Origin of the sequence: Aequorivita iocasae, from assembly GCF_016757735.1 — a bacterium.
Taxonomy (GTDB): domain Bacteria; phylum Bacteroidota; class Bacteroidia; order Flavobacteriales; family Flavobacteriaceae; genus Aequorivita; species Aequorivita iocasae.
The window spans coordinates 1007764-1026286 of sequence record NZ_CP068439.1 but is presented as its reverse complement, the minus strand read 5'-3'; the positions used below and the strand labels follow the sequence as shown (position 1 = coordinate 1026286).

General features: G+C 37.6%; 18 protein-coding genes. 13 read left to right on the top strand and 5 right to left on the bottom strand.

The window, feature by feature from the left end:
- Positions 1 to 40 precede the first annotated feature (40 nt).
- Together JK629_RS04830 and JK629_RS04825 are read left to right on the top strand one after the other, a co-directional pair.
- Positions 41 to 1030, top strand: coding sequence for a UDP-glucuronic acid decarboxylase family protein (locus JK629_RS04830; protein ID WP_202337487.1), 990 nt, complete (start codon positions 41 to 43; stop codon positions 1028 to 1030).
- A 7-nt stretch (positions 1031 to 1037) separates the two neighbouring features.
- The gene (locus tag JK629_RS04825; protein ID WP_202337486.1) at positions 1038 to 2390 is read left to right on the top strand and encodes an exopolysaccharide biosynthesis polyprenyl glycosylphosphotransferase; all 1353 of its coding nucleotides are present in this window, start codon (positions 1038 to 1040) and stop codon (positions 2388 to 2390) included.
- On the opposite strand, the gene JK629_RS04820 is transcribed toward JK629_RS04825, so the two are convergent.
- The 3 genes from JK629_RS04820 to JK629_RS04810 are packed head-to-tail and all read right to left on the bottom strand — an operon-like array spanning position 2387 to position 5958.
- A complete protein-coding gene (locus JK629_RS04820) occupies positions 2387 to 3550 on the bottom strand; it encodes a glycosyltransferase family 4 protein (RefSeq protein WP_202337485.1) in 1164 nt (387 codons plus the stop codon). The genes JK629_RS04825 and JK629_RS04820 overlap by 4 nt on opposite strands.
- Entirely contained in the window at positions 3543 to 4637 is a 1095-nt protein-coding gene (gene wecB / locus JK629_RS04815) for a non-hydrolyzing UDP-N-acetylglucosamine 2-epimerase (protein WP_202337484.1), read from the bottom strand. Before wecB ends, JK629_RS04820 begins: the two co-directional genes overlap by 8 nt.
- Before the next feature lie 10 nt (positions 4638 to 4647).
- Positions 4648 to 5958 carry a phenylacetate--CoA ligase family protein gene (locus JK629_RS04810; RefSeq protein ID WP_202337483.1) on the bottom strand — a complete coding sequence of 437 codons (1311 nt, stop codon included), beginning with the start codon at positions 5956 to 5958 and terminating at the stop codon, positions 4648 to 4650.
- Between the two features lie 119 nt (positions 5959 to 6077).
- On the opposite strand from JK629_RS04810, the gene purD reads away from it, so the two are divergent.
- A complete protein-coding gene (gene purD, locus JK629_RS04805) occupies positions 6078 to 7349 on the top strand; it encodes a phosphoribosylamine--glycine ligase (RefSeq protein WP_202337482.1) in 1272 nt (423 codons plus the stop codon).
- Positions 7350 to 7353: 4 nt separating this feature from the next.
- Here purD and JK629_RS04800 read toward each other — a convergent pair whose 3' ends face one another.
- Positions 7354 to 7581, bottom strand: coding sequence for a DUF6341 family protein (locus JK629_RS04800; protein ID WP_202337481.1), 228 nt, complete (start codon positions 7579 to 7581; stop codon positions 7354 to 7356).
- 41 nt (positions 7582 to 7622) lie between these two features.
- On the opposite strand from JK629_RS04800, the gene JK629_RS04795 reads away from it, so the two are divergent.
- The 5 genes from JK629_RS04795 (at position 7623) to JK629_RS04775 (ending at position 11954) form a co-directional block, all read left to right on the top strand.
- Positions 7623 to 8576: a DUF6427 family protein gene (locus JK629_RS04795; protein ID WP_202337480.1), complete on the top strand. Its 954-nt coding sequence runs from the start codon at positions 7623 to 7625 to the stop codon at positions 8574 to 8576.
- Positions 8573 to 9214, top strand: a complete 642-nt coding sequence (locus JK629_RS04790; protein ID WP_202337479.1) for a hypothetical protein — start codon at positions 8573 to 8575, stop codon at positions 9212 to 9214. Before JK629_RS04795 ends, JK629_RS04790 begins: the two co-directional genes overlap by 4 nt.
- On the top strand, positions 9211 to 10209 hold the full coding sequence (locus JK629_RS04785) for a DNA adenine methylase (protein ID WP_202337478.1): 999 nt from the start codon (positions 9211 to 9213) through the stop codon (positions 10207 to 10209). Before JK629_RS04790 ends, JK629_RS04785 begins: the two co-directional genes overlap by 4 nt.
- 3 nt (positions 10210 to 10212) lie before the next feature.
- Positions 10213 to 10821 (top strand): DUF4254 domain-containing protein, encoded by a 609-nt coding sequence (locus tag JK629_RS04780; protein ID WP_202337477.1) that lies wholly within the window; start codon positions 10213 to 10215, stop codon positions 10819 to 10821.
- Positions 10822 to 10919: 98 nt separating this feature from the next.
- Positions 10920 to 11954 carry a glycosyltransferase family 9 protein gene (locus tag JK629_RS04775; RefSeq protein ID WP_225626133.1) on the top strand — a complete coding sequence of 345 codons (1035 nt, stop codon included), beginning with the start codon at positions 10920 to 10922 and terminating at the stop codon, positions 11952 to 11954.
- A gap of 339 nt (positions 11955 to 12293) precedes the next feature.
- Here the strand turns inward: JK629_RS04775 and JK629_RS04770 are convergent, their stop codons facing one another.
- On the bottom strand, positions 12294 to 13334 hold the full coding sequence (locus JK629_RS04770; protein WP_202337476.1) for a ferredoxin--NADP reductase: 1041 nt from the start codon (positions 13332 to 13334) through the stop codon (positions 12294 to 12296).
- Between the two features lie 194 nt (positions 13335 to 13528).
- Between JK629_RS04770 and porW the strand changes: the two genes are divergently transcribed.
- The 5 genes from porW to atpB are packed head-to-tail and all read left to right on the top strand — an operon-like array spanning position 13529 to position 18491.
- Positions 13529 to 16084 (top strand): type IX secretion system periplasmic lipoprotein PorW/SprE, encoded by a 2556-nt coding sequence (porW, locus tag JK629_RS04765; RefSeq protein ID WP_202337475.1) that lies wholly within the window; start codon positions 13529 to 13531, stop codon positions 16082 to 16084.
- Positions 16085 to 16136: 52 nt separating this feature from the next.
- Positions 16137 to 16613 (top strand): bactofilin family protein, encoded by a 477-nt coding sequence (locus JK629_RS04760; protein WP_202337474.1) that lies wholly within the window; start codon positions 16137 to 16139, stop codon positions 16611 to 16613.
- Positions 16614 to 16624: 11 nt separating this feature from the next.
- Positions 16625 to 16843 (top strand): AtpZ/AtpI family protein, encoded by a 219-nt coding sequence (locus tag JK629_RS04755; protein ID WP_202337473.1) that lies wholly within the window; start codon positions 16625 to 16627, stop codon positions 16841 to 16843.
- Positions 16844 to 16851: 8 nt separating this feature from the next.
- Entirely contained in the window at positions 16852 to 17241 is a 390-nt protein-coding gene (locus tag JK629_RS04750) for a hypothetical protein (protein ID WP_202337472.1), read from the top strand.
- 56 nt (positions 17242 to 17297) lie between these two features.
- Positions 17298 to 18491 carry a F0F1 ATP synthase subunit A gene (gene atpB, locus JK629_RS04745; protein WP_225626131.1) on the top strand — a complete coding sequence of 398 codons (1194 nt, stop codon included), beginning with the start codon at positions 17298 to 17300 and terminating at the stop codon, positions 18489 to 18491.
- Positions 18492 to 18523 lie beyond the last annotated feature (32 nt).

The window sequence follows — 18523 nt, the reverse complement described above, 5'->3', positions numbered from 1 at the left end:
TAGGCATTCCATCTTCCTATTTCTCAAATATTTTATACAGATGAAAAAACGTGTCCTAATAACCGGAGCTGCTGGATTTTTAGGCTCGCACCTCTGCGATAAATTTATTGCCGAAGATTTTCACGTTATCGGGATGGATAACCTTATTACTGGTGATCTAAAAAATATTGCACATCTTTTTAAACTGGAAGCTTTTGAGTTTTACCACCATGATGTTACCAAATTTGTACACGTTCCAGGAAAAGTAGATTATATTCTTCATTTTGCTTCTCCAGCAAGCCCAATAGATTATTTAAAAATACCCATCCAAACTTTAAAGGTAGGTTCATTGGGAACTCACAATCTTCTTGGATTGGCAAGGGAGAAAAAGGCACGAATTCTTATTGCTTCAACATCTGAAGTTTATGGTGACCCGCAGATACATCCGCAGACGGAAGAATATTTCGGAAACGTAAACACCATAGGCCCCCGTGGGGTTTATGATGAAGCAAAGCGTTTTCAGGAATCTATAACCATGGCCTATCATAGATTTCATGGATTGGAAACTCGAATTGCTCGAATTTTTAATACCTACGGACCACGTATGCGCCTTAACGATGGCCGTGTAATTCCTGCTTTTATAGGCCAAGCTTTACGAGGTGAGGATTTAACTGTTTTTGGAGATGGTATGCAAACGCGTTCCTTCTGCTATGTAGATGATGAAGTGGAAGGGCTTTACCGCTTATTGATGAGCGATTATCCATTTCCTGTCAATATTGGAAATCCTGAGGAAATAACCATTCTAGATTTTGCAAAGGAAATTGTAAAACTGACTGGAACCGAACAAAAAATTGTGTTTAAGCCGCTACCTCAGGATGATCCAATGCAACGTGAGCCTGATATTTCCAAAGCTAGGGAGATCTTGGGGTGGGAGCCTAAAATATCAAGAGAGGAAGGCATGAAAAAAGCATTTCAATATTTTAAAAATCTTTCAAAAGAAGAACTTTTTAAAAGCGAACATAAAGACTTTTCAAAGCATAACAACAGGTAATAATTAAATGTTTAGAAGCGGAAGATATTCAGGATTACTTAGACCTATTTCATATGGAATAGATCTGTTCTTTATCCATTTTTTTGCTTTTGAATTTTTTAACCAACCCTTTCCCTTTTTTAACTACGTTGTATTTGTAACAATTGCTTGGCTGGTACTTTCTTTAAGTTCAGGTTTTTATGAAATATATCGCTTTACTCATCTATCAAAAATCATGTCGCTTATAGGCAAGCAGGGCCTTATTTTTTTATTGATTGTTTTTTCATTTTTTGGGTTTTATAACGAATTGACAACATCTGCTTCAATAATTCTAAAGTATTTCCTTTTGGTAATGCTGTGCATTACTATTATAAAATTTGGAGTTTATTTTCTTCTAAAAAGATATCGGCTACACTTGGGGGGTAATATGCGTAAAGTTGTAATTATTGGATTAAATCAAAAAACAGATCAATTACGCAAGTTTTTCTTAACCAATCCGGTATATGGTTATAAACTGTACAAAACTTTTGATATAAAGGGGCCTAACAAGGTTAGTATAGAGGAATGCATGGATTATATTATGAAAGAAGAAATAGATGAAGTTTACTCCTCTGTTGCGGAAATTGGAAACAAGGATCTTCTTAAACTAATGGATTTTGTGGACAACAATCTCAAGATTTTAAAATTTCTGCCGGACAATAAAGAAATTTACACTAAAAAACTTGACTTCACCTATTACGGAGTGCTTCCAATTCTATCTATGAGGAAAATTCCCATTGACGAACCTTTCAATAAATTCTTAAAACGGAGCTTTGATATTTTACTTTCATTATTGGTAATAATAGGCTTATTGTCCTGGCTCACACCTTTGCTGGGCCTATTAATAAAGTTAGAATCAAAGGGGCCAGTGTTTTTTAAGCAAAAACGTAACGGACTTGATTATAAAGAATTTTATTGCTATAAATTCCGATCCATGAAGCCTAACCCCATGGCACATTTGGAACAAATAAGAAAAGGCGATGAACGCGTAACGCGGGTAGGAAAAATAATTAGAAAAACGAGTATTGATGAACTGCCACAGTTTATCAATGTGCTAAAAGGTGAAATGTCCGTTGTAGGCCCAAGACCGCATATGGTAAGTCATACGCATATGTATGCAGAACGCATTGATAAATTTATGGTGCGCCATTTTATCAAACCAGGTATTACGGGCTTGGCACAGGTTAGCGGTTTTAGAGGTGAGGTTGAAGACGATAACCATATTATCAATAGGGTAAAATACGATATCTTTTATCTCGAAAATTGGAGTCTCTTCCTTGATATTAAAATTGTATTCCAAACTATCTATAATGCCCTTAGAGGTGAAGAAAAGGCGTATTAAATTCGCTCTATAATAGCGGTGAATTCCTCAAATTGTTTATGAAAATTAAAAGCTGAAACAGAATTTTTCTGAATCATTTTTCTCGGAAACTGTTTTAAGTTATCTTCAGATAAGGTATTTATAAACTCTTGTAGCGCCTTAAAATCATTTACCGGTACAACCCATCCTAAGGAATTCTTTTCTACAATTTCTCCTCCTTCTCCACCTGCAAAATAAAGCACGGGAATTCCCAAACGAGTAAACTCAAATATTTTTGAGGGAACAGATCCATAAATTCTTTTTTTCAATGTAATAAATGCAATGTCATATTTTTGCAGCTCAATATGCAATTCATCTCTTTTCAATTCGCCGTAAAAATATATATTTCTTTTCTCCACCTTTTTAATTTTCTCCGATTCAGGACCTGCACCATAAATGTGTAGACTTATATTTTTTGGAAACGAAATTTTTTGGCAGAGTTCGAAAATACCTTGTGCAACGCCCAATAAACCGCCATATACAAGTTTTATTTCGCTAGAAGATTGTATTTTTTTGATGTGGGGAGCATCGAAATTTGGAATATTTCGGTATAGAAAAGTTTTCTTTTTTTGGTTAAATACTAATATGTGTTCAATAATTTCTTCGGACTGCCCAATTATTAAATCAGAATTTCGATAACAAAATTTTTCCATTTTCAAAAGAAAGGAATAGTAGCTCCCCTTATGGAAAAGCCCCATTTCCAAACCTGCAAGCGGCCAGAGATCTGAAACATTCAAAATAATTTTCTTTGAGAACAATCGGCCAAGTAATACCGCTGTAAACCCAACAAAAATTGGGGAGTATTGAATAAAAAGCTTTTTTGGAGTTTTTGAAAAAAGAAAAAATAAAACCATACTAAATGAAAAAGATAGCATGGACAGCAACCTCACAAATTTATTTGCAGAATTGCTGGGCCAAATCCATAATCTTTTTATTTTTCCAAAGGAAGTTTTCTCTGTGGTGGAAATGCTTCCTCTAAAATCTTTAAAAACTTTTCCTGTGGGGTAATTGGGGAATGGGCACACTACTTTTACATTAAATCCTGCATCTCCCAAACCTTCTGCTACGCCGTAAATGCGGTTGGATGCCGCGCCTTTTTCTGGGGGAAAGTAGTTAGTTATTATCAGAATCTCCTTATCCATAATTAATTCTCAGTAATTGCTCAACAATTCGCTCAGAAGCTTTTCCATCCCAGAGAGGGATATTTTTAACCTTTTCCCATTGATTGTTTTTTAGTTTTTGAAATGCCTCCGAAATTTTTTTCTTATCATTTCCTACCAGCACATTGGTACCGAGATCACAGGTTTCGGGACGCTCCGTTGTAGATCTAAAGGTTATACATGGCACATCCAATATTGAGGCTTCTTCGGTAATGCCACCAGAATCAGTGAGAATCGCTTTGGAATTTTTCAATAAGTATATAAAACTTAGATAACCCTGGGGTTCAACAAAATGAAAATTTGGAAAGTCTTTTTTGGTTTCAAGCAAAATTTGTTGGGTTCGGGGGTGCACAGGAAAGACAATGGGCATCTCTTCAACATGTGCTGAAATTTCCATTAATAATTCTATGAATGAGTTGACTTCGTCTACATTAGAAGGTCGATGGATTGTCAATAAATAATATTGGTTGGGTGCTAAATCGAAATCATCCCAAAATGCTGGTTTTTTTATACGATTTAAATTTTGCAGAAGCGTGTCAATCATCACATTACCCACAAAAAAAACGTTTTCTTTGGAATGCCCAGCTTTGATTAGATTTTGGGTTGCAATGTCCGATGTAGTAAAAAAATAATCGGTAATGCTATCGGTTACCATTCTATTTATTTCTTCTGGCATAGTCAAGTCTCCGCTTCGTATTCCGGCCTCCACATGAATTAATGAAATACTTGCTTTTTTAGCGGTGATTGCGCAAGCCATTGTTGAGGTTACATCTCCCACGACTAGTACAAAATCAGGTCTGTTTTCTATTAATTCTTCCTCAAAAGCTATCATAATACCGGCTGTTTGCTCTGCCTGTGAACCGCTTTTTATGTTTAAATTTTTATTTGGTTGGGGTATTTGGAGTTCCTCAAAAAAAGTATCACTTAAATTGGCATCATAATGTTGCCCTGTATGAATTAACCGGTAACTTATTTGACTTTTGGGAGTTTGAAGTTTTTCTATTGCACGAATTATTGGAGAGATTTTCATAAAATTAGGTCTCGCACCTGCAACAATAGTAATTTTCATAGATAATATTTTAATTTTCAACCAACGAAACAAACTGCTTCAACTTTCCGCTTGCAGATCTATCCAGCTGTGCTTTTCTGTGGAAGTTAAATGTCAATCCAGGCTCTAAAAATTGTTCAATTGTTTCTGTTATAGATTGCTTTTTTTCTTCCGTTAATTCTTCTTTGCTTACATAGTTTATTTCAAAAGTATCAATCTTTGTTTGAATCACTTTAAATTCCTGTATGTTTCCGCTCTCTTCCATTATCTTTTTGGTAATCACATAAAAAGTCATTCCAGCAGCTTTCTTTCCACTGGGAAGTGTCGCAAAATCATTTGTTCTTCCGGTAAGTTTTTTTAGAATTGGTTTTTTAAAAGTACTTTCTTCACTCAATGCACCATAATCACCAATTTCATAACGAATAAATGGATGCGCTTTGTTGTGCAGCGAAGTTATCACAATTCGACCTTCTTCGCCCAATGGAACTGGCTGGTCGTTTTCATCCAAAATCTCAATAAAAAGTGTTTTGGAATCCACTTCCCATTCGCCGTGAGGGTTGGTAAAGGCAATTACTCCGGCTTCCGAACAGCCATATTCATTCACAATAGGAACGCCCAATCGGTTTTCAAGCAGAATTTTATCAGCCTCAAAAAGCATTTCGGATGTAACGATGCACACCTTAAGCGTAGGACAAATATTTTTTAAAACGATATTTTTTTCCCTCAAATATTTCGCAAAAAGCACAATACTGCTAGTGTAGCCGTTTATATACTCAAAAGGTTTTTGTTTATAAACCTTCAACATTTCATCGAGTGCTTTTTCTGAAAGGTCGTTTATTGAAAACCGATATCGCTTGGCCAGAAAATCCTTCAGTCGAACGGTCTTGTTTTCAACAGTATCCAAAGGAATTCCATAATACCGCGCCTGCAACGAGCTGTTGAAATTTATGCCGTACCACCCAAAGCGTTCCATGTGGTAAGCCCAGGTAATGGCGTGGCTGTATTTATCTTTTGCAAAACGAATGGGATTGCCGCTGGAGCCCGAGGTTTTGTTTGTGTAACTATTTTTTTCGGAAAACCCTTTTGAAAGTCTTTCTTTCAAAGGAATTTGGTAATCTACTTTTTTCAAAATAGGCAGCGATTCCCAAGTTGAAAAACCATCCTTCACTTTATTCCGATAAAATGAGTTGTTTTTTAAATGATAATTGACGATTTCAGCCTTTTTCGAATTCAGGAATGCTTCGTAATCCGCTTCCTTTATTTCAGAGATTTCAAGCAATTCTTCCTTTGCCCTTTTAATAGGGAAACGTTTAAGAAAAAGGGAAATATCGAATAGTCTCAAAAGATGTTTTTCAATTTAAATTGAAACCTAAAATTTTACTAACCTAAATTCGCTTCAAATAAATTAGCGGTTCAAGGTACAAACAATTATTTTTGACACCGAAACAAAACATTTCAAAAATGAACATTTTTATCCTTGGTTCCGGTGGCCGCGAACATACTTTTGCATACAAAATAGCAGAAAGCAAACGTTGTGAAGAACTTTTTGTAGCACCCGGAAATGCCGGAACTGCATCCATTGCGACAAATGTGGAACTAAAGGTAACCGATTTTGAAGCGGTGAAAAAATGCGTTCTCGAAAATAATATTGAAATGGTGATTGTTGGCCCCGAAGATCCATTGGTACACGGCATTGCCGATTATTTTGCCGAAACCTCGGAACTGAAAAATACAATGCTCATAGGCCCTTCTAAACGTGGCGCTTTGCTGGAAGGCAGCAAACAACGCGCAAAGGAATTTATGATGCAGCACAACATCCCTACGGCTGCATATGAGAGTTTTACAGCGAAATCCTTGGAAGCTGGAAAAGCTTTTTTGGAAAAATTGAAACCGCCCTATGTCTTAAAAGCTGATGGATTGGCTGCCGGCAAGGGTGTTTTGATTTTGAAGGATTTAAACGAAGCCAAACAAGAACTCGAAAACATGCTTACCCACAGCAAGTTTGGGGAAGCGAGTTCCAAAGTGGTTATTGAGGAATTTTTGGACGGAATTGAGCTCAGCGTTTTTGTGCTTACTGACGGTAAAAACTACAAAATTCTTCCCACAGCAAAAGATTACAAACGAATAGGCGAAGGTGACACCGGTTTAAATACGGGTGGTATGGGCGCCATTTCCCCTGTACCATTTGCAGATGATATTTTGATGAAAAAAATTGAGGACCGAATCGTGAAACCAACCGTGGACGGTCTTTCCGAAGAAAAAATAGATTATAAAGGCTTTGTTTTTATAGGTTTGATAAAAGTGGATAACGAACCCTACGTGATAGAATACAATGTGCGGATGGGCGATCCCGAAACCGAGGTTGTTTTGCCGCGCATTAAAACCGATTTAGTTGATTTATTGGAAGCTACCTACCATCAAAACTTGGGCAATTTCAACATTGAAATTGACGGTCGGGCCGCAACTACCGTAATGCTGGTTTCCGGAGGCTATCCAGAAGATTACGAAAAAGGAAAGGAAATTTCAGGTTTGGAAAGTGTGGAAGGCTCCATTGTATTTCACGCGGGCACAAAGCTTGAAAACGATAAAACTCTTACCAATGGCGGACGTGTTTTGGCAATAACTTCGTTGGATGATGATTTCAGAAAGGCGCTAAAAAAATCCTACCAAAATATAGAAAAACTATCTTTTGACAGGATGCAGTATCGTAGTGATATAGGTTTTGACCTTTAGAAAATCAAGGATTTTCGTCAAAAGTATAAGTGCTCTCAGTGTTTTCGTTGAAATCCTTGAGCTTGCCCAACCAATAAATAAAGGCAACAGCACCTATAAGCAAAAATATCCATGAAACAATGTTTGCAAGCCACCAGCTATCTAGCTCAAGCTTCATCAAGGCATCGTAAGGGATAAAAAGAAAATCTTCAAAAAGGGAAGCTATTCCTTCCCAAAAACCTTTCCAAGTCATATCTTTAATCTTTAGATGGCAAAAATATAAAAATAGCCCGTATGTTAACAAGCTTTTTTGGAAAATCTAACCCGATAAACTATTTAATTCTCGCTGTTTTCATTGTTGCAGGTTATTTACTGGGAGCAATTTCACAAAGTGAAGTTTTTATTACGCCTTCCTTATTGCTAATCCATTCACTTTTTATAATTGTCAGTGTGCTGACTATGTTGCTGTTGGATTTTATTATTAGAAAAAACCAGCTTACCAAAAACAATACTTTTGCAATTCTTTTTTTTACATGTTTTCTTGTAATGCTGCCAATTATTTTTCTGCAACACCAAATCCTGTTGGCAAATGTTTTTCTTCTATTGGCACTGCGAAGAATAATGAGTTTGCGGAGCGATAAGAATTCAGAAAAAAAAATACTCGATGCAAGCTTTTGGATTAGCGTGGCCTCACTCTTCCATTTTTGGAGCTTACTATTATTCATCCCTCTTTGGATTGCAATATTGCAAAAACCCAATTCAAACTACAAACAAATGCTCATTCCTTTTACAGGCTTTTTGGCGGTTATTGTTATAAATACTGCGTATCAATTGCTTGTGAATGATACTTTTTTATGGTTTTTAAGTTGGAAAAAGGACACAAGTTTTGAGTTTTCAGTTTATAACTCGGCCTCAATTTTGGTTCCTGTAACCATTCTTTTAGCTTTTTACATTTGGACTGCAATTTATCGAATTTTGAAAATTTCAAAACTTCCTTTAAAAGAAAAGCCCAGTCATCTTTTATTGTTGTATGTTAGTATAACCACCTTTTTCATAGCATTGGGAGCACCCGAAAAAACAGGTGCCGAGCTGCTTTTTATATTGGCGCCGGTTGCTATTATTAGCGCCAATTATATTGAAAGCTCAGGGGAGAAAAATTACCGCGAAAAAGATGCTGCTGAATTTTGGTTTAAGGAAATTATGCTTTGGGTAGTAGTGGTATTGCCTTTCATTTTTCTTTTGTTATGACTTTAATCCTCGAAAATATTGAAAATGAGTTAAAGCGCAGGCACCAATATTCCTATAAATGGTACCGAAAGCAGAACGATGCTTGGGATAATTATACAAATTTTATTTACCAAACCTCAAGTTGGGACACACTTATTCGTAAAATTGCGATTGTGGTAGAAATGCATGATTTTGACAAACAGCAATTTTTTCAATACGCCGCCAACCGATGGTACAATTTCTGGAGCGCCCAGGCCGTGGAACAGATTTTTACTGAGATTGACGGCATTGAACCCGTAGCTGAAACAAAAGATTCCGAAAAGGACTTTTATCTCTTCGGAATTCCTTTTGACCATAAAACCTCGGTTTTTCCGAAGCAATTCAACAAAACCTTTGCATATGCCCAAACCCACAAAAGCGACCTGATTGAGTGGCTTTACAAAAACCAAAGCACCCAAAAGCGGCATCACTTCAAAAACCGACTCTTCATAGTTGTTTATGCTGAAAATGGCGAACACTGGAAATTGAAGGCTGAAATTTCCCTTCTTAAAAAGTCTATTCAAAAATATGCGGCATCTTTTCGGCGGGAACAGTTACATTCATTTACTTTTGCTGATGGACAACAAACATTGAGTGATATTATCTGGGTTTCCAAATGAACTATATAGGCTCCAAACACAAACTCTCCAGCTTTATTTTTGAAACGGTTAGCGACGTCTGCGGAAAAGAGCTATCAAACAAAACTTTCTGCGATCTTTTTGCGGGAACGGGCATTGTGGGCCGAAACTTCAAACCACACGTAAAACAAGTTATAGCAAATGATGTAGAGTATTACAGTTTTGTGCTGAACAGAAATTACATTGGTAACCAAACCCTCTTTGATTATGATGAATTTATAATTGAATTGAATAATCTAAAAGGGAAAAAAGGCTTCATTTTTGAGAACTATTCTGAAAATGGTAAAGCTGGAAGAAATTATTTTACTGCAGAAAATGGGCAAAAGATTGATGCAGTTCGGCTTCAGATTGAAGTTTGGAAAAAAGCCTCCCAAATTTCGGAAGAACAATATTTCTTTCTTCTAACCTCCCTTTTGGAAAGCGCTGATAAGGTTGCCAACACTGCTTCGGTTTATGGCGCATATTTAAAGCACATAAAAACTTCAGCATCAAAAAAACTTGTCATAAAGCCTGCTATTTTTCAACAATCCGAAAATTCGCATCAAGTATTTCAGCAGGACAGCAATGAGCTTATAAAGAAAATTAAAGGCGATATTCTCTATCTGGATCCGCCGTACAACGCGCGCCAATATGGCGCCAACTATCATTTGCTGAATACTATCGCAAAATATGATACCTTTGTGCCTAAGGGAAAAACGGGCCTGCGCGATTATTATAAAAGTGACTGGTGCAGGACCGGGGAAGTCCTTAAAAGTTTTGAGGAATTGATTGAAAATGCTGAGTTTCCATACATTTTTCTGAGTTACAACAACGAAGGATTGATGGGCCAAAAGGAAGTGCAAACGGTGATGGAACGCTTCGGAAAATATACGTTGAAAACCAAAAAATACCAACGTTTCAAAGCAGATAAAACCGAAAATCGAAATCATAAAGCCTCCGAAACTTTTGAATATTTACACATTTTAGAAAAACAATAAATTATGTTTAGCGACAAAGCCAACAAAATCTTCGCAGAAGTCATAAATAAGTACCACGAGATAAACACCGTGGACCAACCTTTCAGCAATCCATACGATAAGGACAGCCAATTGATTGAACACTTGTTATACCGAAAATGCTGGATAGACACGGTGCAATGGCATTATGAAGACATAATCCGCGACCCGAATATTGATCCCGTTGCAGCCTTAAAATTGAAGCGCCAAATAGACGCTTCCAATCAGGATCGTACCGATATGGTGGAATATATTGACAGTTATTTCCTCGAAAAATTTAAACACGTAAAGGTGAAGGATAACGCGACCATCAACACCGAAAGTCCTGCGTGGGGAATTGATAGACTTTCCATTTTAGCTTTAAAAGTATATCATATGAACGAGGAAGCTACTCGTATAGATGCTTCCCAGGAACATTTGATGGCTTGCAAAGCAAAGTTGAATATTTTGCTGGAACAACGTGTAGATTTAAGCACCGCCATTAATCAATTGCTGGACGATATTGCCCACGGGAGAAAGTATATGAAAGTTTATAAGCAGATGAAAATGTACAACGACGACGAGCTAAATCCAGTGCTTCGCGGTAAAAAATAATATTTTGTCACCCTGAGCGCAGTCGAAGGGTTGTCCCCCTGAGCAGCCCGTCCTGAACGAATCCGAAGGGCAGCCGAAAGGGTTTTTGACAAAAAAATATGGAAAAACCCACCCACATATTGGTAATCCGCCTCTCCGCAATGGGCGATGTAGCTATGACCGTGCCCGTACTTAGCGTTTTGGCGCAAACCTATCCAAACGTAAAAATCACTGTACTTTCCCGACCCTTTTTTAAACCTTTTTTTGAAGAAATCCCCAATCTAGATTTTTTGGAAGCTGATGTGTATGGGGAACACAGAGGTTTCGGCTTGGTTAAACTGGCTAACGAAGCCAAAGATTTGGGAATTGATGCCGTAGCAGATCTTCACAATGTAATCCGTTCCAAAATAATTACGAAATATTTAAAGTTTAAAGGAATTAAAACGGCCACTATTGATAAAGGCAGAGCTGAGAAGAAAGCATTGATAGCTGCCAAAGGCGAAAATATTTCTCAATTAAAAAGCACACACCAGCGCTACGCCGATGTTTTTGAAAAGCTCGGTTTTACTATTGATTTAAAACAATTTACCCCCCCACCACAAAAAAGGTTGGGTCCAAAACTTAATGGGCTTATAGGCGTTGAGCCGAAAAAAATAATCGGCATCGCTCCTTTTGCTGCCCACCAAAGCAAAATGTATCCTTTAAGTTTAATGGCTGAGGTAATCCGCAAATTGGATGAATCTGACAAATACCGAATCTTTCTTTTCGGCGGCGGAAAGAAAGAAATTGAACTTCTTAAAAAGCTCGAAAACCCTTTCGCAAACGTTACCAACGTTGCCGGAAAACTTACTTTTGAAGAAGAACTTGCTTTAATTTCAAACCTAGACTTAATGCTTTCCATGGATAGCGGTAACGGGCATTTAGCGGCTATGTACGGTGTCCCGGTAGTTACATTGTGGGGCGTGACGCACCCATTTGCGGGATTTGTACCTTTTAATCAGCCAGAAAAAAATCAATTAATGGCTGACAGAGAAAAATATCCATTAATTCCAACTTCTATTTACGGCAACAAGTTTCCAACCGGTTATGAGGAAGTAATGAAGACGATTTCTCCAGCAATAGTGTTAAAAAAAATAAATCAGGTTTTAATGTAATTCGAAATATAAAGATTCAATTTAATTGTAAGCTTGACAATAGCATAGAAATATTGTATATTTGCATAAATGTCAACCTCTTATCCAGTTAGTGGGTAGCTATATTATTTTTCCTCCATAGGAAATATAAATTACAAAAAAACATATTCCTTCGGACTCATGCCGACCTCATGCCGACCTCATGCCGACCTCATGCCGACCTCATGCCGACCTCATGCCGACCATGCTTTATAGATACTCCATAGTTACCAAATGATATCGTCGGTAATAATCTTCAATATAGAACAGACACCTACATTCATAGGGTCTATTATACCGGTTACGCTCACTTTTTAAGCCCTACACATCGTCGTAATCCACAACTACTTTTGGTGAAGTGGGATGCGCTTGGCAGGTAAGTATCAATCCATCCGCAATTTCAGATTCGGTTAAAATTTGGTTTTTGCGCATTTCGGCTTTTCCTTCTTTTAAACGGGCAATGCAGGTACTGCAAATTCCGCCTTGGCAAGAATATGGAGGATCCAAACCTTCGTCCAACGCTGCTTCAAGAATGGATTTAGTCTGTGGCATTTCAAAGATCTCCTCTTCGTCATCCAGCATAACGATAATGCTTGTGTTACCGTCGTGTTTTTCGACCAAAAGTCCTTTTTCGGCGGTGGAAAAAAGCTCGTGGTGAATTTGTTTTGAATTAATACCATTATGCTTCAGCGTTGCCGAAACTTCATCGATCATTTCCTCCGGTCCGCATAGGTAAAAGGATTCGTATGTAGTATTTTTATATTTATTCTTCAGAAAAAAGTTTACAATAGAGCGATCAATTCTTCCAAATTTAGCATTTTCTTCTTCCTTCCTGCTGAAAACAAATTCAGCTGTAAAACGATTTGGAAATTGTCTCTGAAGCTCTAAAATTTCATTGTAAAACATTGTTTCTTCCTGATTTCTATTGCCAAAAACCAATAGAAAAGTACTCTGCGGCATTTCTTCCAAAGTACATTTAATCAAAGAAAGTATTGGCGTTATACCACTTCCGGCAGCAAAAGCCACATAGTTTTTTAAGTTTGGCTCTAAAATGAATTTCCCCGTGGGAGGCATTACTTGCAGGGTATCGCCCGCTTGCAATTTTGTATTTGCATAGATTGAAAAACTTCCTTTATCTACCTTTTTAACAGCAACTTTTAGGATGCCACTTTTTGGTGAAGAACATAAGGAATACGCCCGGCGTAGCTGTTTTCCATCCTTTTCATGTTTTATGGTAATGTATTGCCCGGCCTTAAAGGCGAAGGTTTTCTTAAGATTTTCTGGTACGCTAAAAGTAATGGAAACGGCGTTTGGTGTTTCTCTTTTTACTTCGGAAACGGTAAGCGCGTGAAATTCGCTCATAATTCTGAATTTTTTTTTTGCAAAAGTACAAAGGAAATCAAGGAAACAAAGCTTCAGCGCCCTTAATATGAAGCATTTTTTAGGCGTTTCCCTAAGCAGATATTAAAAAGAAATGTATTTTTACCGCTCTTTAGTGATTCTACATACTAAAATAGAACCTTTTAAGTTTGAATATTATATAAACCGAAAGCATTTTGAAGGGCACATATAAAATTACGCTATTTTTTCTCGCTGTTATTTTTTTGGCAGCTTGTTCTCGCAAAAAAAATACATTCCTTAACCGTAACGTTCATGCGGTAACCACCGAATATAACACACTGTACAATGGCGACATGGCTTTTGCCGATGCCAAAGAGCAATTGGCGTATGGATTTCGTGACAATTTTTGGGAAATACTTCCCGTGGAAAGAATTGAAATAGAGGAGCGCGAAGCAGAAGTAAAAGCCCCAGGTGCCGCTAAAGGCGAAGGGGCCGGAGGTTTTAACCGTGCTGAGGAAAAAGCCGCAAAGGCTATCCAGAAGCATTCCATGTACATTGACGGCAAGGAATACAACCCGCAGATTGACGAAGCCTATATGCTATTAGGAAAAGCACGTTACTACGACGGGCGTTTTATTCCTGCACTGGATGCTTTCAATTTTATTTTGGATCGCTATCCAACCAGCAATAATATTAATCTTGCGAAGGTGTGGAAAGCAAAGACAAACATTCGGCTGAAAAATGAGGAATACGCTATTGAAAACCTCAAAAAAATGTTTGAGCAGGCTGAATTGAAAGAAGAAGAAATTGCCGATGGCGCAGCAATGATGGCACAGGCGTTTATCAATCTTGATTCTTTGCAGCCAGCGTTGGAATACATTAAAATGGCAACTGAAAATGTAAATGACAAAGAGTTAAAAGGAAGATATACTTTTATAAAAGGTCAGATTTACAACCGTTTGGGTGAAAAAGACAGCGCAAATATTGCCTTTGATGAGGTTATTGCAATGAACCGCAAAACGTCTCGGGCTTATATGATCAATGCATATCTGGAAAAAGGGAAAAACTTTGACTACGAAAAAGGCGACCGAATAGCATTCTTGGAACTGTTGCAAGACCTTGAAAAAAATCGCGAAAACCGTCCCTTCTTGGATAAAATCTACAACCAGTTTGGTGATTATTACCGCAACAGTGACAGTATTAACACCGCTGTAAAATATTACAACAAATCTATTAAAGCTTTTAGACAAGATAGGATTCTTCAGGCTGTAAACTATCAAACCCTTGCAGAAATCAACTTTGACAATGCAAAATATAAAACTGCAGGAGCTTATTATGACAGTACGCTTACTTTTCTTGAGGCGAAAAGCCGCCATTGGAGGCGTATTACCAAAAAGCGTGAAAACCTAGATGATGTTATCAAGTATGAAGACATAGCCACAACAAACGACAGCATCCTGAAACTTTCACAAATGAGCGAGGCCGAACAGCTAGCCTTCTTCACTGATTATACAACACGGCTGAAGGAACAGGCGGTAAGAGATTCTTTGGAAGCAGTTAAAGTTGAACAAAAAATTGTCAATAAAGAATTCTACGAAAAAGGAAAAACAGCCGCAGGCCCCAATAAAGGAAGCACATTTTACTTTTATAATACTTCCACGGTAGCTTATGGAAAAGGCGAATTCAGAAAAGTATGGGGAGACAGAAATCTAGAGGACAACTGGAGACTCTCGAGCAAAAGAAGTTCTTTGATTGATAATGATGAAGAAGTAGCCGACGTTGCACCTATAGCCGAAAACGAACTCTATAAACCTCAAACCTATATTGCACAAATTCCAACTGATCAAAAAATACTTGACAGCTTGGCAAAAGACAGAAACTTTGCTTACTATCAATTGGGACTGATTTACAAAGAAAAATTCAAGGAATACAAGCTTGCGGCAAATAGACTAGAAAAACTGCTTACCTACAATCCCGAAGAACGATTGGTAGTACCCGCAAAATACAATTTGGTGAAGATTTATGAAATCTTAGAAAATCCTTCATCTGCCGATAAATACAAGAATGATGTATTGACCAACCATGCCGACACTCGCTATGCTGAAATTCTTCGCAATCCCAACTCACAATTGCCAACCGATGAATCCAGCCCTGAATTTAAATACAAACAACTATACAAAGAATTTGAAGCCTCAAAATATGCCGAAGTTATTCAAAAAGCAGATGAATACATGATGGTATATAACGGCAACGATATCGTTCCAAAATTTGAATTGCTGAAAGCTACCGCCATTGGCCGCCAACAGGGTTTCGAAGCTTATAAAAAAGCTTTGAACTTTGTTTCACTTAACTATCCAAGTACCGATGAGGGCAAACAGGCACAGCTTATTTACAGCAACACATTGCCGTTGCTTGCAATAAAGGATTTTGTGCCCGAAGAAGGAAGCGATAGTTGGAAATTGGTTTATAAATTCAACACTGAAGAAAGAGAAGAAGCACAAAAATTAAAAGAAAAGCTGGATAAGGCCATAAATGATTTCCGGTACACAAATATGGTAACTTCCATAGATTATTACGATCCACAAACTACACTGGTAATTGTCCACGGGCTGAACACTAAAATGGGCGCACGCGGTTTGGGTGAGGTTTTAAAAGAAAGAAAAGAGTTTAAAATAAAACATCCATTTTTTGAAATTTCATCTCCAAATTATAAAATCATCCAAATCCATAAAAACCTGGACGATTATTTACAGCAAGATGTAACTAAATAAACACCTACTAGCAAACCGAACAACAGAATAGTAACCTTTTAAACCAACTGCTATGTTTTCAGACAAAAAAGAAAAACGAATCGCTGCAGAACCGGGTTCTGCCCAAAATAGGATCAACGAAGGGACCAAATTAAAAGGTGATGTTTCCTCTACAGGATTTTTTAGAATTGACGGTACGGTGGAAGGTAACGTAAAAACCCCTTCAAAAGTTGTTTTGGGAAAAACGGGCGTTATTATAGGAACGCTTACCTGTGAGAATGCTGATATTGAAGGCAGATTTGAAGGCAATCTCCAAGTATCCGGAACCCTTTCTTTAAGGGCAACAGCAATCATTGAAGGCGATGTAACGGTTGGCAAACTGGCTGTTGAGCCAGGCGCCACAATGAATGCCTCTTGTGTGATGCAGGACGGTAAATCTAAAAGCACTCCAACCTCCAACCACGCCCCTGCGGAAAACTCCAAAGCACATCCATTTGATCGTCAACAGCGCATGAAAAAAGCAACTGTAGAGACCGATCTAGACGATTAAACTTTCATACAATGGCCGAAAAAAAAGATAATGGATTAAAACACTGGGCCATTCTGTCCGGTATCGGCATCCAGATGGGCGTTATCATCTATCTTTTTGTGAAATTAGGCCAATGGCTGGACGGCAAATATTCCGATGGCGGAAAAACTTTTCTTATAATCTGCACGCTGGTGGGCGTGGCCGCTTCGCTATTTTTGGTAATTAAACAAACCAATAAATTGAATTCCTAATTTCTTTAATGAAAAAAGCTACTCTTAAATTTTTGGCACTTCTTTTATTGGTAATACTTGTGATTTTTGCTGCACACCTATTTATACTTCAAAATATGGGGTTGCCAATTTTTGCCGATAGAATTGTGCTTTCATATGTAATCAATTATGCATTGGCAGCGACTATTTTAATCTTCATCCAATCAAAATTTAACAAGAAATCTTCACATACGGGATTTATCTTTTTGGGGGGAAGTGGCTTTAAATTCTTAGTTTTCTTCTTCATTTTTTATCCTTTTTACCGTGAAGACGGAACAATGGCCACTTCGGAATTTGCTGCGTTTTTTGTTCCGTACGCTACTTGTTTAATTTTGGAAGTGGCCTATCTTTCAAAACAGCTTAATAATCAGGATTTTTAGCATATTTATTCCAAAGAAAAAAACACAAAAAATAGTTTTTTCTTTCTAAGAAAGAAATGTATTTTTGCACCGATTTTAAGGACACCGTTATTTGTTCAGAGATGCAAAGAAAAACATTGGTTAGATTACTTTCAGTTTTATTGTTTATTGGTTCTTTTTCAGCCGTAGCCCAAGACGAGCACACGGAGGAGGCAAAAGAAATTCTTCCAGAGGGCAAAACCAAGAAAGAGGAAATAAAGGAATTCATTAACCATCACTTGATGGATTCTCACGATTTTAATTTTTTTGGATCCACGGATGATGAGACGGGCGAAACCCACCATTACGGGTTTCCACTTCCTGTAATTCTTTGGGACGAAGGGCTTCACACGTTTATGTCTTCTGAATTTCATCATGGTGAAAACGTGGTTGAGTCAAACGGAAATTACTACAAACTTTACCATAGCAAAATCTACAGAACCGATGCCGATGGGACCATCAATTATGATGAATCGCACCACCCTACCAATGTTCGTCCGTTAGATCTTTCCATTACCAAAAGTGTTGTAATGATGTTGGTTACGGGGCTTTTGTTGATTTGGTTGTTTAGCAGCCTTGCCAAAAGCTACGCCAAAAACGGCAGCATTCCTCGTGGGATCGGTCGTTTCTTTGAGCCGATTGTGCTTTACATTCGTGATGATATTGCTATCGCAAACATTGGCGAGAATAAATACAAAAAATACATGCCGTTCCTATTGACCGTATTTTTCTTTATATGGTTTTTGAATATGTTCGGCCTAACCCCACTCGGGGTAAATGTTACTGGCAATATTGCAGTTACAACTGCTTTGGCAATTATCGTATTTTTGATAACCACTTTCACCGGAACCAAAGATTACTGGAAACACATTTTTGACCCACTTGGCGATGGAATGCCATGGGCAGGAAAAATATTGATTTATATCATCCTTGTTCCTATAGAAATTTTAGGATTGTTCATTAAACCTTTTGCGCTGCTTATACGTTTGTACGCAAACATGACAGCGGGTCACGTGGTATTGATGAGTTTGATCGGGTTGATATTTATTTTCAAAAGCTGGATCGGCGGACCATTGTCTTTCGGACTTTCGTTTGCCATTTCACTTATTGAATTATTGGTAGCATTGCTACAAGCGTATATTTTCACAATGTTGGCAGCTTTATACTTCGGTTTTGCAAGCGAAACGCACGCAGAGCACGAAGCACACGAAGGCGAAGTGCAGCATTTATAATAAAGAGTGTTTAATTTTTAAATATATATATT